Source organism: Bacteroides gallinarum DSM 18171 = JCM 13658 (assembly GCF_000374365.1).
In the GTDB taxonomy this organism is placed as follows: domain Bacteria; phylum Bacteroidota; class Bacteroidia; order Bacteroidales; family Bacteroidaceae; genus Bacteroides; species Bacteroides gallinarum.
Genome location: NZ_KB894119.1, coordinates 1 through 14,200 on the forward strand (window position 1 = coordinate 1; position 14,200 = coordinate 14,200).

Here is a 14,200-nt window from a genome sequence, read left to right on the forward strand (position 1 = left end):
GGAAGAGACTCCCATTTCAGATAACCGCTCAGGTGATTGCGGTATTGACGTTCAAGAAGTTCACCGTCCACACCGAACAGGCTCCCCAGCAGCTTACAACTGACAGGAAGCGTATCAATATAATTCTTTTAAAAAAGACGCAAATTCATGCGTCATACGGCTGCCTTCCGCCACCAGTTTCCAATTACGGCTTACGTAACGCCCCTCGTCTTTCAAAATCCAACGGCGACGGCGGATATTCAGGAAAAGATGCTTGCCACGGACGGGGAAGTCCTGAACCACCACAGGAGCGTAGAAGCCTTTGCTTTCCACTTTGACATTCGAATACTCACCGGGAAGCTCATTTTTCTCTTCCAGGTAAATCACGATTTCACTACTGCTTTCCTTTACATCGGAAATGTTGAAATAATCCAATATCCCTTCGGGAAGAAGGAGACGATAACCGTTAGCTTCCATAATTACTGTGCTGTTGTTGCAGGCAAAGATAAGATTTTATCAGATATACTCCTCAGATTTTTACGTTGACCCGATTAATCAGAGGGTACATGTAAACCAAGATGTAAACCGGGAAAAGAGTCAACGTAAAAACCGGGATGATTACTCGCTTTATGCATAGCCTGAACAGAAAGAAAATATTCGTCCATACCGTCTGTGTAAAACATTTATTCTGTATTTACAATATATCTTATTTACTATGAAAACAGTAAAAGAACAGAGTTATGATTTATGAGTAAAAAAACGTAAGAAGCGATAGCTATCACCCTTATGATTCGAAGTTCGGTAAATTCAATATAGCCACGATAATAGTAACAATTTCTTCACATTTATTTATCTTTAGGCGTGAGAATTGTTGCCTATTAGGTCTACGGCTTGCCAGAGCCCCGAATACTGAATAGACATAACACAAGCCCTCACGCTTTTTTAAGACCTCGACCGATAAATAAAACCGGACTTCAAAGAATTCCCATTCTTAATATTCACTATCTTTGCCCGCAAATTAAAAATGTCAGAATGAAAACAAATGATAAAATGAGAACGATTGTGCCAATTCCTTCCCGGCAGAATGTGTTTCGTGAAATGCGGGATTATTTGATGATTGCCTTAGGCATGATTATGTACGGTATCGGGTGGACGGTATTCCTGCTCCCCAATGACATTACCACAGGCGGTGTACCAGGTATCGCCTCACTGGTATATTTCGCAACGGGGCTACCGGTACAATATGTTTATTTCGGTATCAACTTCCTGCTGTTGCTGCTTGCTATCCGCATCTTAGGCTGGAAATTCAGTATCAAGACAATTTTCGCTGTCTTTACCCTGACCTTCTTCCTGTCTGTTATCCAGCAACTGGCGGCCGGCGTCCAACTGCTGCACGACCAGCCTTTTATGGCATGCGTTATCGGTGCATCCTTCTGCGGAGGTGGTATCGGTATCGCCTTTTCCTCGAACGGAAGCACGGGCGGAACAGACATCATCGCCGCTATCATCAATAAATACAGGGATATCACATTGGGACGGGTAATGCTGATTTGCGACCTCATTATCATCTCCTCCAGTTATTTCGTGCTGAAAGACTGGGAAAAGGTAGTGTACGGTTATGTCACGTTATACATTTGCAGCTTCGTATTAGACCAGGTGGTGAATAGCGCACGCCAATCCGTACAGTTCTTCATCATCAGCGAGAAGTACGAAGAGATAGCCAAGCATATCAACGTATATCCGCACCGGGGCGCAACGGTAATCAATGCCTCGGGCTTCTATACCGGCAAGGAGATAAAGATGCTGTTTGTCCTTGCCAAGAAACGGGAATCGACCATTATCTTCCGGTTGATAAAAGACATAGACCCGAATGCCTTCGTATCGCAAAGCCAGGTAATCGGAGTGTATGGGGAAGGATTCGACAAGATTAAGGTGAAGTAAGGCTCAATGAAATTGCCGGTTCAACTCACCGGACAATTTCCGCTGCTTTAGTCACTCTAATTCATTCGGAGCGAACGAACTTTCCTTCTTTCCAGACATAACTTACAGGATGGCGGAGAAACGGTTTCAGCTTTTCCGCCGCTTCTTTTTCCATATAATCGGGAGTAGTAAAAGTAAAGATAAGTGTGGCATCTCCGGCTGAAAGGTCGGCTTTCATCAAGAGCATATCCGCCTGAAGGCGGGCATCCTGGTAGCGGTACACATCTGTCGTATCGGAAGCGGGTGCAATGAAGTCGTCCATAGCGGGAAGTGCCGGCAGATAGGATGAGGACGGTAATTTCTTCCAATCGGAGGTATAGAAGTCGATATGGCTGTCGCAAGCCGGAGCACATACGGTAGCAACGGTACAGATAAGCCGGGTAGTGTCGTTCACGGCCAACAGTTTCATCTGCCAGGAGCTTTGGGGTGCTACCTGTACACGGATATAATCGGAGGTAAGCTCCGTCATTTCCGACTTTCCACCCAAACGGTTGGTTACCTCGGCTTTCATCTTGCTCTCCAGGAAGTCGATGAAGTCGGCACGGTTTACAGCCGTGAGCAGCGGGCTCAGGGAATCGGGCATACTGGTAAAACACGCCTTTGCCGATTGCGCCGGCAAAGAACCGGCTCCCATACATATTACGAACAAAAAGACTACCAACTTCTTCATCATATCATCTTATTATTTTTACCGATACTAATTTTTATATTTTTCCAACCGAAACGCATCATAAGTAAGAGCACAGCTCTCGCAGGAAATGTGCGTCCACATCATCGAAACCGTTCAGACTTTCACTATCCACATCCAGCACACCCCACACTTCTCCCTCCGCACGAAGCAGCGGAACCACAATCTCCGAACGCGACAGGGAACTGCACGCAATATGTCCCGGAAAGGCATCCACATCCGGAACGACCAGCGTTTCGGCCTTCTCCCATGCTTTCCCGCAAACGCCCCGTCCTTTCTTTATCCGCGTACAAGCTACCGGACCCTGAAAGGGTGCAAGCACCAATTCTTCTCCCTTCACCAGATAAAAACCTACCCAGAAGAAACTGAAAGTCTCTTTCAGTGCCGCCGCAACATTCGCCAGATTGGCGGTGAGGTCGTCCTCGCCTGCAATCAGGCATTTGATTTGCGGGAGCAGTGTACGGTATTTCTCTTCCTTACTGCCATTACTGATACATAAGTCTTCGGCCATAATCCGTCAAAAAGCTTTATTTGCTGCCCAAATATAGGAAGAACATTCCAATCAACACCAAAATAAGGTCTATCGCCTTGCTTTTTAAATTCTTTTCACGGAAGAAAAGGGCGCCGAACAAGAAGGAGACTACCACACTACCGCGCCGCACCATCGAAACGATAGAAATCATGGAGTCTTCATAGCTCAAGGCGTAGAAATACACGAAGTCCGCCGCACAAAGAAAGACGGAGATACCGATAATAGTCCAGTCCCAGCGGAACGGGGTGCTCTCCTTCCGCTTGGGATACCATAGCAACAGGATAATGGGGCACATGATGAATACCTGGTATATATTGTACCAGGATTGCACTACCATAGGCGGCAGTTGTTTCATCAGATACTTATCGTACAACCCGCTGACAGCTCCCGTTACGGCTGCCAACACAATGAAAAGAATCCATTTGTTGTGCTTGAAGTCGATACCTTCCTTCTTACCGGAACGGCTCAGCATAAAGAACGACAGCACCGCCAGCACCACACCTACCCACTGATAAAGATTCAGCCGCTCGCCGAACACGAGCATGGCGCCTACAAGCACCATGACCGGACGCGTAGCATTAATAGGGCCTACAATGGTGAGCGGCAGGTGCTTCATTCCGAAATACCCGAATATCCACGAGGAAAGGACTATGAAAGACTTGATGATAATGAACTTATGTACCTCCCACCCCACCGCAGGAACGTCGAACATCGTACCGCCCAACACCGCAGGAGCGAAAGCCGATATAAGAATAAACGGCAGGAATATCAAACTGGAGAATACCGTGTTCAGGAACAAGACCGGAAGTACGGCATTGTCTTTGAGCGCCTGTTTCTTGAAGGCATCATAAAATCCCAGCAAGGCTGCCGAGAGAAAGGCTAATAATAACCACATTTGGTCGATTTATGAGTTATGAATTATAAGTTATGAATTGGCTATACCATGAGGGAACGTTGCCGACGGCTCACCGCTAATAAGGTAACCGCTAACCGCTGATAAAGATTGTTTCGGGGTAAGCAACATCTACCAGGAACAATGCATTGCCGGGAACGGATGTTCCTGCACGGCAACGGTCTTTCTGTTCGATAACCCGGCGGAAGCCCTCAACAGAGAGTTTGCCCCTGCCGACTTCGAGCAATGTACCCACCACGGCACGCACCATATTCCGCAGAAAACGGTCGGCCTGAATGGTAAATACCCAGGTTACGTCGTCCACCTGCGTCCAGGCAGCATACATTATCTTGCAATTATTTGTTTTGACATCGGTATGCAGCTTGCTGAAACTGGTAAAGTCCGTATATTCGAACAAAGTCTGCGCGGCTTTGTTCATCCGCTCGAAATCCGGAGTCTGGAACAGACGGCAACGGTATTGGCGGTCGAAAGGTATCTTGGCGGTAGTGACGTAGTACTTGTATGTACGCGCCGTAGCATCAAAACGTGCATGGGCATCGGGATGCACGGCACGCAGACGGTAAACGGAAATATCCGGAGGGAGCAGGCGGTTCAGCTTGTCCGTCATAAAGTCCGTATCCAGCGGGGTGTTGCTATCGAAATGCGCCACCATTAAGGAAGCATGTACGCCGGCATCGGTACGCCCCGCACCCACCACCTCCACGTCACGGCGCAACAAGGTGGAGAGTGCTTTCATCAGACACTCCTGCACACTCGCACCGTTAGGCTGGATTTGCCAGCCGTGATAGGCTGTACCGTCGTAAGCTAAATAGATAAAATATCGTTGCACGTTTCTTTTTACTTCCTGAATTCGGCTGCAAAGGTACAAAAAGGCAGGAAAAAAGCAGCAAACTCTTCCGGTTGTTCTGACGGATTACATTATCTTTGCGGAGTTTTTTACCACAAATAACACAGATTTACACTGATTAGAAGCAATTATGTATAGCAAAAGCCGTTTTATCGCTCTGTTTTTACTGGTGAGTACAGCGATGACCTGCTGCCTGGCAGGATGCAAAAAGAAAGATATGTCCCTCAAACTGAACGAACCCCGCAATATACGGGGTGTCATCAGCTACAAACGTTCCTTCGGTGACTTGAACGAAACCCACCTGAAAATTGCGCAGGCTATCGGCATCCGTCCGCTGGCAACACGCAAGGAGGCGGAGGCGATGAAAGAGAAGTTACGGCATATCGCAACCAATGATTTATATGCGGTGGACTCGCTGACACATTCCATTCCGTACCTTATTCCGGGAGCAGCCTCTTTGCTCGATACGATAGGCTATAACTTCCTCGACTCTCTGGAAGCCAAAGGGTTGAATCCGAACAAGATTACGGTTACTTCCGTGCTGCGTACGAAAGATGATGTGAAACGTTTGCGCCGCCGTAATGTCAATGCATCCGCAAATTCCGCCCATTTCTACGGTACTACGTTCGATGTCAGTTGGAAACGCTTTCAAAAGGTAGAAGATGAGGACGGACGCCCGTTACAGGATGTCAGTGCAGACACCCTGAAACTGGTACTGTCCGAGGTACTGCGCGACTTGAAGAAAGCGGAGAAATGTTACGTTAAATATGAGCTGAAGCAAGGTTGTTTCCATATTACTACAAGAATGTGAAAATGCAAATCTGTTAGTATATAATATATTGAGATAATTGGAATATTGAGAGTATTGGGGTATTGGAATATTGAGATATCAGAATATTGCAAATATTGGAATATTAAGATATTGAAATATTGGAGTATTTGTAATATTGGGATATAGAACATTGAAAATATTGGAATATTAGGATATTGGGATATTGGAGTATTTGTAATATTGGGATATTAGAACATTGGAATATCAACATTAATATGCAATTTACAAAAAGAGAACCCAACATACAAACGAAAGCCTAATTTACCTCTAAGGCTGAAAGCCTTTCATCTTATAGCCCGGGGTAACACCCCGGGAATATGTGAACAATTGATATCGCGCCCTGTAAGGGCAAAAGACTCGTATATGTATCTTTTGCCCTTACAGGGCGCAAACATAAAAACATCCATACCCGGGGTGTTACCCCGGGCTATAAGATGAAAGCCTTTCAGGCTTAGAAACTACTAAATGAAACCAGTATAAATAAATAAATAAATAAATAAATGAATGAATGAACGAACGAATAAACAAATGAATGAATAAACAAATGAATGAATGAACAAATGAATGAATGAACAAATGAATGAATAAATAAATGAACAAATAAAACTGGGGATTGATTATGAACCAGTTTATGCTTATCTTTGAAAACAAAATCCAGATATAAGAACGCTTACATCTGAATCCCGTTTTCGTTTACACAATATTTTGGACACTGCTGATATAAGAGAACTTATAACTGAATCCCGTTTTCATTTACACAAAATTATGAACAGTGCCCGCTTACATTTACACAAAATTTTAGACAGTGCCTCATTATTTCTCCTCCAGCATCCGCCATGCCAGCGGCAAGCAAGTAACAATATCTCCTGCCGTCATCCCCATTACCCCATGCTTCTTGCAAGCAATATCTCCTGCCAAGCCATGAACATAAGCAGCCATACGCGCAGCAGTTTCCGCATCATATCCCTGCGCCAACAAGGCTAATACAACACCCGTAAGCACATCGCCGCTACCACCAGTTGCCATACCGGGATTTCCGGTAATATTGAACCAGTACTTCCCCGACGGCGAAACGACAACGGAATAAGCTCCCTTTAATATAATGTGTACTCCGGCGCTCTTTGCCAGCTCGCCGGCTTTCATCAGCCGTTCGTACGAATTCTGGCATTTCCCTACCAATCGTTCCAGCTCTTTGGGGTGCGGAGTAAGGATGCTGCCCTTGGGCAAGCGGCCGATGTAGCTACGGTGTTCTCCCAGCAAATTCAAGGCATCGGCATCCACCACCATAGGAGTCTGGCAAGACTCTATCTGCTCCAGTAAAGCCGTCTCGGTATCACCCGCCTTACCCAAACCTGGACCGATAGCTACCGCCTGGTAATCGTCGGTATCGGTGGCACAAGAAAAACGCAGGTCGTTTATATCCACTTCCGTCATGGCTTCCGGCACGGAAGTCTGCACGATAAAGTTATTGCAGAAAGGTACATGAACCGTCAGTAACCCCACCCCGGAACGCAGGCACGCACGTGCCGCAAGTACCGACGCACCCGCCATTCCCTGTGAACCGGCTATCAGCAAGGCACGCCCGAAGTTCCCCTTATGGGCGAATTTACCACGCGGTTTCAGCAATGGCGGCATATCTTCATGCTCTGCCAGTACGAAATCCGTTTCCATTTCATCGATAGCCTCCTCGCTCAAACCGATATCCAGCAATTGCCATTCGCCCACGAACGGCTCGTTCTCGGCAAAGAGAAAGGCAAGCTTGAGCAGTTGCAGGCTCAATGTCAGGTGGGCACGGATGATATTTACCTGTATATTATAAGTATTGTCCTCTCCCATTAGACCGGAAGGCACATCGATAGAGACTACCGTAGCCGGAGAAGCATTGATGTACTTCACCACTGCCGCAAAACCGCCGCTCAGAGGTTTGTTCAGCCCGCTGCCGAACAGCCCGTCTATCACGACATGCTCCGCCGTCAGTACCGGCGGGGTGAATTGGGTAGTTATTTCATGGAAATCTATCCCGGCAACTCCTACCAGACGTTCTTTGTTGGCTGCACAATCCGGAGACAAAGTTTCTTTCGTATTGAAAAGATACACTTCCACCCGGTAACCCTGTTCTGCCAGCAGGCGTGAAACAGCCAGGGCATCTCCACCATTATTGCCGGGTCCGGCAAACACTGCAAAAGGAGTATCCGTATCCCAGCGTTCGGATATCGTTTTTGCCAGCGCCTGCGAAGCGCGTTCCATTAAGTCTATGGAAGCAACAGGCTCGTTCTCTATCGTATAAGCATCCAGCTCTTTTATTCGAATGGTAGGAAATATTTTTATCATCGCAGCTTATTCTTTTAAGTCAAGAGCAAAGGTACGAAAAAAAATTCCAATGCGGTCGTATGTTTTAGCTTACGTTTCCTACGGACTATTCCGCAAAATGAATGTTCCATTCCGCAGGATACTATAAAAAAAGCCCCCCGAAAGCCAGAATTCCGACTTTCGGGGAGCAACCGGTCCTATCACAAGACCACTGTCATTTAAGGATTATCCGGAATTATCCTTTTAAACAGACAAACTGTCAATCGGATAATGTAGCCGGCTCAAAGCTCGTGTATATGACAAAACCGTGCGCCGGGACAGAAACCACCGCCGGCTTCGGCTCGCCTGTGATATAATTGTAATAAACGCCGTCCAAACTGATTTCACTATAATTGTTTATGGTCTGAGGGGTAAAATTACCGATTACTACAATCTTATCGCTTCCATTCTCTATTTTGAGACCTCGTCCGCCCCACCAATTGTATTCCGATATTTTTTTCTCTACGATATAATTACTCCTGAACAAATCCGGCTTGACCTGGCGCAAATTCAAGAGCTTAGTATATACATCGTGGAGTTCCTTCCTGTACGGATTATCCAAGTACTCCCAATGCAACGGTTTCTTGCCTGTACGTCCGCCGTCCTCAATGGAAATATCATATCCCATTTCACCAAACTGCCACAACATCTTGGAACCCGGTTGCATGAAACAGAAAGCAGCATTGGCAGCCATACTGTTCATACGGTATTTCAAATTCTGGCCTACTGCACCGTTACCGTAGGCTTTCGCCTTGAAAGCGGTACGTTCTTCATCATGGCTTTCCATGAAGCCGACCCAGCCTTCTTTGAATCTACTGTTCTCGAATCCGCTTCTCTCCTGATATCCCATGCCCGACTGGCAATATGCATCGTTCATCTGACACCACGGCAATATACCCGCAGCAGACAGAACATTTTCTTCATCTTCATTGCAGAAATGTTCTATAATCATGACCGCATCCTGGCGAACAGACTGTATCGTATTATAATAATCCTTTAAGATATTGATACGGGAAGCATCATAGTTGGAGGCGCTACCTTCATCCGATTTATTCTGAGTGAACCCTTTCGTTAAATCGAAACGGAACCCGTCTATATGGTACTCGTTCAACAAGAACTCCAGATTGCGTTTTACAAACTGGCGTACCATAGGTTCTTCGTGGTTGAAATCATGAAACACATTATACGGATGCGGCGCCGTTACATTGAACCACGGATTGTTATCGGCCGTCTGATTATTCTTGGAATCCCAGTATAAACGTGCAAACGGATGACTGCCGGTAGCATGGTTATATACCACATCCAGAATTACCGCAATACCTCTGCCATGGCATTCGTCGATGAACTTTTTGTACATCTCCTGCGTACCATAGGCTTTGTCCATAGCAAAATAGAAACAAGGATTGTAGCCCCAGCTATCGTTACCGTCGAACTCTTGCACGGGCATCAGCTCTATGGCATTCACTCCCAGGTCTTCCAGATAGTCCAGCTTGGCCATTGCCCCATTCAAATCTCCGGTTTCACTGAAGTCACGCAAAAGCAGTTCGTAAATCATGAGGTTGTTTTTATCTTCAATCCTGAAATCATCGTTTTTCCATGCAAAGTTATCTTTTGCAATCTTGAAAACAGACACCACGCCTGCACCTTTCTCCGGGTATTGGCGCATCGATTCCGGATAAGTCGAGGAGGGAATATAAGAATCGTTTCCCGAATCAAGGATTTTCTCCGAGTACGGGTCTGCAATACGCATTTCTTCATTCTTGTCGCCGAGATAGTATTGGAAAGCATACTCCTTAGTCCTATCCAAGCCATTCAACAAAATCCACCAGCAACCGGCAGCCTCATCGCGATACATCCGGGAAGTTTCATCGTTTGCCAGCTTCCAGTCATTAAAGTCGCCCATTACATAGGCGTAATCCTTGCGGTTACCGTTTTTATCCTTCTCGTACAGCACCAATGCTACGGTTGAATCGTCGATGATATTAATACCGTATTCGAGTCCATTGGGCATGGTAGCCTCTACAACCTCACCGGGAGTAAAACCACTGAATTTGCTGTCGGATGTTTCTGTGAAATAGTCTTCTTCCAACCCTTTCATCGTGCCGTCGGCGCTACGGATAAGCAAACCGAGTTCTTCTATCGGAGTATCCCCGCTATCGAACCATTCGCGAATGGAAGGTGTCAATGAAATTTTCCATACATTGCTGGTTATCAGGTTCATCTTACATTTATCCAGATTTTCATCCCAAGCCGCAGGTACGCAAGTCCATGTACCATCTACGATAATACCGGCATGCAGATAGCAATCCTCGGTATGACCGTATAAGGCGGATTCTTCATTTGCCTTGAAATAAATATCCAGTTGCTTATCGGCATCGGGAATGGCGGCAACTTCCTGCATAGGGTTGAAGTTGAAGCCGTCTACCAGTTTGCTCTCGTCGAAATTCTCGTCAACATTTCCGTCCTGGTTTTCTTCTTCCGGTTCGCGGGTGAGCAGGAACGGCTTGTCGTCATCACTACATGCTGTAAAGCAAGGGAGTGCCAGCAGCAAGTATAATAGGTAGATTATATATTTTTTCATAAGTATTCCTTTTTGTTAGTTTTTTATTATGACAATGAAAGGCTCTGCATAGTTGAAATACCATTTGATTGTGTAATTTCCTGTTTCGGGTATCAAGAAATGTGCATCGTCCTTTTTCATAAAGTTTCCGTTGACTTTATCCGGAGTTATATTTTCAGCAGAATCGATATCGGAGCTGATAATCCATGTCGTACCTTGCTGCATATCCATGCTTGTTTCCAACCAATAGTTATTGTCATCGTTCAAAGGGTACATGCTTTGTGCAAAAGTATTGCTACCGGACTGACCTGAAACGCTCCAAGTATTGGCAGGCTTCTTATAATACAATTTTTGATTACTACCATTGAAAGAGAAATACCAACAAGGAGTAGTCAAAGAAGGACAGTTGGAAGCATCCTTGGAGAATTGAACTTCCCCCTCATTATTTTTGAGTTCAGAAGCGTACTTCCACCACTTATCCTCCCAGTCTCCTTTATACAATAGCCATTCTCCTAAGAAATTATGATAAATCATACCGGAAAACGTATTATTACCTTTATTATAAAGTTTCAGACCATTAATAGTATTCCAACCATTATAAACTCCATTTACTAAAAATATATCTTCATTCTCCTCATAATAACGTCCACACGCTACCGTCACAGCCTCCGACGGAACAGCCACCGGATTGTTATCCGAATAAGCACATACCCGGAATTCTACATCCCGGCTCTCGTTTGCCGTTACCTTACCGGTCGTATTTTCATCATAAACAAACTGCAAATAACCTATCCACTTATTCAGTTCCTCACGGTTTACGTCGTATGTAGTACCCTCTACCGCAGCAGCAACCACCATTTTCTGTGCAAAGTCTTTTCCTGCAAGGTCCATTTCGATATTATAACGCATATTCTCACCGGTTCCGGCAGTCCATGTCAATGTCAAATCATCGGTTGAAAGGTCTACGTTGGCAGGTGCATTTATCTGCACACTCTCCCCGTAAGGAGTTATCAGGGTTTCAACAGCTTCGGACGCCAATTGGGGGTCGGTGCTTGAACTCGATGCCAAAATACGGAACAATACCTTAGCCGTCCCGAATTCCTGCTCATATTTGGAAAGCAAGCCGATTACCAGGTTATTCAGTTCAGCGGTAGTAAAGCTGTACGAAGTCTCACCCTTCAAAGTAGCAACGATTTCCCGGTTAAAGATATTGTTCTCTTCCAAATTTATTTCCACTTTATATATCGGGGTCAAATCATCACCCACATAGGCAGGTTCCCAGTTCAGAGTCAGGGCAGTTGCATCCGGTTGAGTCTCGTCCAGCACATAGCTGCCTTCGATTGCGGTAAGCTTGGCGGCTACCTTGCCCTCATTATTATAAGGAGTGACCTTAGTAGAAATTACATTCGACAATATAGCCGATGCTGCCTCCGAAATGGTAGAGCTGATTCTGAACTCCAGTTCAACCTGGCCTTCGTCCATGTTATATGCCTTAAGGATTTCGAGTACACGGTTGTTCAAGTCCTTATGCGTAACGGATACACTGGTTGCAGTACCGCTCAATGCAGACAGAACCACTTTCTTATCGCCGAAGTCCTTACCCTTCACATCCATTTCCAGGTTATTGGTTACGGCAGCATTATAACCCATTTGCGGAGCCTCCCATGTAAATTCTATGGCAGTAGCACCCGTATTGTTCCTGTCGAGTACATAAGACTCGTTGATTGCTGCCAATACTGCCGGCTTAGCTGCGGTTTCATCGTAGGTTGCCGTTTCCAGGTCGCTATCGCATGCCCAGAACAGCGGAGCGATACCTAACACAGCTATATAATTGATTATATTTTTCATGTCTTTTCTGTTTTAAGTTAATATCCAGGGTTCTGTTCCAGGTTAGCGTTGACACTGATGTCGCTTTCCGGTATGGGGAAAAGATTATAACGCTCGTCCACACCCACTCCGGTGATAACTCCGCTCTTATCGGCCCATGTGTACGAACCGGAAGTGAAAAGTCCGAAACGAATAAGGTCTGTGCGGCGGGTAGCCTCCCAATACAGCTCGCGGCAACGCTCGTTCAGAATGTTTCCGAACTCTACATTAGCCGTGCTTCCATTTACGGACGCCGTGGCTCTCAGCCAATTCTCGTCAATCGTAACACCTGTTACACCGGCCTTATAACCTCGTCTGCGCAAGTCGTTAATGTACTGCACTGCCGTAGCCATATCACCGCCCTGGCCACCGCGTGCCACAGCCTCCGCATAAGTCAGGTAAATCTCTGCCAAGCGGAAGAACGGGAAATCGGTGTCGGGAAAAGTCGTGTTCTTTCCGGGCGTACCGTCGCTATTCAGATTGGAGTACTTATAAACAGCCCAGCCCTCGGAAGTGAAAGTCCCGATACATGAAGTGGTTATATCCAAAGAGCGGTTTTCGTTATAGAAGATACCGCGATTATCCAATATCTTGTCGGGCGACCACGTAGACTCGTCCGTATCCGAGAACTGGAACGCACGAACCAGGTTACCGGTAGCACGGAATCCGTCCCAACCGCCATTACAGCCATAATTCTCTACCGTGCCCTCGCTACCGGAACGTGAACCCAAGATGATAGCGCCGATACCGTAAGACTGTGTAACATTACCGTCGGCAATAACCGGGAAAATTATCTCTTTCAACGTTTCCGGATTCTCACCGTTATCGGCCTTGAACAAATCGGCATAATCCGATGCCAGGGAGTAACCGCCGGCAATCACATTCTTGCAGGCTGTAATACAGTCGGTGTACCGTTCCTGCCCGGTATAAACCTCCGCATTGAGATACATACGTGCCAGCAAAGCATCTACCACATGCTGGTCGGCACGGCCGTACTGGGTATATTTTTCGGGCAATGCAGGCTTTATCTCCGTCAGTTCGCCCTCAATCCAATTGAAAAGCTCGGCACGTGTGATTTGCGAAGGAGTGGCCGACATGTTATCCTCTGTTACAAACGGCGGAATGGCAAACGCATCCATAAGCACATAGTACGCCAATGCGCGGCAGAAACGGGCTTCGGCAGCATATTCTTCCTTATCGACACCCTCGGGAGCATTGACGATGTTTTTCAGGAAATCGTTGGTGATGCTCACCACATACATGGCACGATGATACAAGCCTTCCAACGACTCTACGGCAGCCGTAGTCCAGGTAAGGCGGTTGATTTCGGACACCCATTTGTCACCCCATGCGCACTTGGCTTCGTCGGTCGTATTCTCCTGTACCGTCCACCAGCAGCGGAGCAATACGGTATTGCCCGCATCCAGCCCGTCGAGGTCGGACGAACCGGCATCCACCTGTCCGGACAACGCCCACACCGAGTATATCTTGTTAAGAGCCTTAGTATAACTCTCTGCCGTGGTATAAGCCTCGCCGGCGGTAACCACATTGGGGTCTAACGGAAGAACGTCCAAATCGTTGATACATCCGCCAAACATGAACATTGATGCCAGAAAAGAGGCTTTTATATAATTAAGTTTCATAATGGTATCGA

11 protein-coding genes are annotated in these 14,200 nt (G+C 46.3%); 2 read left to right on the plus strand and 9 right to left on the minus strand.

Annotated features, from left to right (window positions below; genetic code table 11):
* Positions 1–114 precede the first annotated feature (114 nt).
* Positions 115–456 carry an ISAon1 family transposase N-terminal region protein gene (locus tag C233_RS0104305; RefSeq protein ID WP_018666189.1) on the minus strand — a complete coding sequence of 114 codons (342 nt, stop codon included), beginning with the start codon at positions 454–456 and terminating at the stop codon, positions 115–117.
* Positions 457–1,029: 573 nt separating this feature from the next.
* On the opposite strand from C233_RS0104305, the gene C233_RS0104310 reads away from it, so the two are divergent.
* Positions 1,030–1,920: a YitT family protein gene (locus C233_RS0104310; protein ID WP_025068606.1), complete on the plus strand. Its 891-nt coding sequence runs from the start codon at positions 1,030–1,032 to the stop codon at positions 1,918–1,920.
* 61 nt (positions 1,921–1,981) lie between these two features.
* Here C233_RS0104310 and C233_RS0104315 read toward each other — a convergent pair whose 3' ends face one another.
* From C233_RS0104315 to truA, 4 genes are all read right to left on the minus strand, one after another.
* Positions 1,982–2,632, minus strand: coding sequence for a DUF3256 family protein (locus C233_RS0104315; RefSeq protein ID WP_018666191.1), 651 nt, complete (start codon positions 2,630–2,632; stop codon positions 1,982–1,984).
* Between the two features lie 55 nt (positions 2,633–2,687).
* On the minus strand, positions 2,688–3,158 hold the full coding sequence (locus C233_RS0104320; RefSeq protein ID WP_018666192.1) for a GAF domain-containing protein: 471 nt from the start codon (positions 3,156–3,158) through the stop codon (positions 2,688–2,690).
* Between the two features lie 16 nt (positions 3,159–3,174).
* Positions 3,175–4,074, minus strand: a complete 900-nt coding sequence (locus C233_RS0104325; RefSeq protein WP_018666193.1) for a DMT family transporter — start codon at positions 4,072–4,074, stop codon at positions 3,175–3,177.
* Positions 4,075–4,165: 91 nt separating this feature from the next.
* Positions 4,166–4,921 (minus strand): tRNA pseudouridine(38-40) synthase TruA, encoded by a 756-nt coding sequence (gene truA / locus C233_RS0104330; protein ID WP_018666194.1) that lies wholly within the window; start codon positions 4,919–4,921, stop codon positions 4,166–4,168.
* Between the two features lie 148 nt (positions 4,922–5,069).
* Between truA and C233_RS0104335 the strand changes: the two genes are divergently transcribed.
* The gene (locus C233_RS0104335) at positions 5,070–5,750 is read left to right on the plus strand and encodes a DUF5715 family protein (protein WP_018666195.1); all 681 of its coding nucleotides are present in this window, start codon (positions 5,070–5,072) and stop codon (positions 5,748–5,750) included.
* Positions 5,751–6,584: 834 nt separating this feature from the next.
* Here C233_RS0104335 and C233_RS0104340 read toward each other — a convergent pair.
* The 4 genes from C233_RS0104340 to C233_RS0104355 form a co-directional block, all read right to left on the minus strand.
* Positions 6,585–8,099, minus strand: a complete 1,515-nt coding sequence (locus C233_RS0104340; protein WP_025068607.1) for a bifunctional ADP-dependent NAD(P)H-hydrate dehydratase/NAD(P)H-hydrate epimerase — start codon at positions 8,097–8,099, stop codon at positions 6,585–6,587.
* Positions 8,100–8,340: 241 nt separating this feature from the next.
* Positions 8,341–10,701 carry an alpha-amylase family glycosyl hydrolase gene (locus C233_RS0104345; protein ID WP_018666197.1) on the minus strand — a complete coding sequence of 787 codons (2,361 nt, stop codon included), beginning with the start codon at positions 10,699–10,701 and terminating at the stop codon, positions 8,341–8,343.
* A 15-nt stretch (positions 10,702–10,716) separates the two neighbouring features.
* A complete protein-coding gene (locus C233_RS0104350) occupies positions 10,717–12,528 on the minus strand; it encodes a SusE domain-containing protein (RefSeq protein WP_018666198.1) in 1,812 nt (603 codons plus the stop codon).
* 17 nt (positions 12,529–12,545) lie between these two features.
* Positions 12,546–14,189, minus strand: a complete 1,644-nt coding sequence (locus C233_RS0104355; protein ID WP_026314727.1) for a RagB/SusD family nutrient uptake outer membrane protein — start codon at positions 14,187–14,189, stop codon at positions 12,546–12,548.
* Positions 14,190–14,200: the final 11 nt, after the last annotated feature.

What these genes read in the sequence shown, in the direction of transcription:
- C233_RS0104320 (WP_018666192.1), bottom strand. Translation starts at nt 3,158, where the DNA reads ATGGCCGAAGACTTATGTATCAGTAATGGCAGTAAGGAAGAGAAATAC.
- C233_RS0104355 (WP_026314727.1), bottom strand. Translation starts at nt 14,189, where the DNA reads ATGAAACTTAATTATATAAAAGCCTCTTTTCTGGCATCAATGTTCATG.
- C233_RS0104325 (WP_018666193.1), bottom strand. Translation starts at nt 4,074, where the DNA reads ATGTGGTTATTATTAGCCTTTCTCTCGGCAGCCTTGCTGGGATTTTAT.
- C233_RS0104345 (WP_018666197.1), bottom strand. Translation starts at nt 10,701, where the DNA reads ATGAAAAAATATATAATCTACCTATTATACTTGCTGCTGGCACTCCCT.
- C233_RS0104335 (WP_018666195.1), top strand. Translation starts at nt 5,070, where the DNA reads ATGTATAGCAAAAGCCGTTTTATCGCTCTGTTTTTACTGGTGAGTACA.
- C233_RS0104315 (WP_018666191.1), bottom strand. Translation starts at nt 2,632, where the DNA reads ATGATGAAGAAGTTGGTAGTCTTTTTGTTCGTAATATGTATGGGAGCC.
- C233_RS0104350 (WP_018666198.1), bottom strand. Translation starts at nt 12,528, where the DNA reads ATGAAAAATATAATCAATTATATAGCTGTGTTAGGTATCGCTCCGCTG.
- C233_RS0104310 (WP_025068606.1), top strand. Translation starts at nt 1,030, where the DNA reads ATGAGAACGATTGTGCCAATTCCTTCCCGGCAGAATGTGTTTCGTGAA.
- C233_RS0104305 (WP_018666189.1), bottom strand. Translation starts at nt 456, where the DNA reads ATGGAAGCTAACGGTTATCGTCTCCTTCTTCCCGAAGGGATATTGGAT.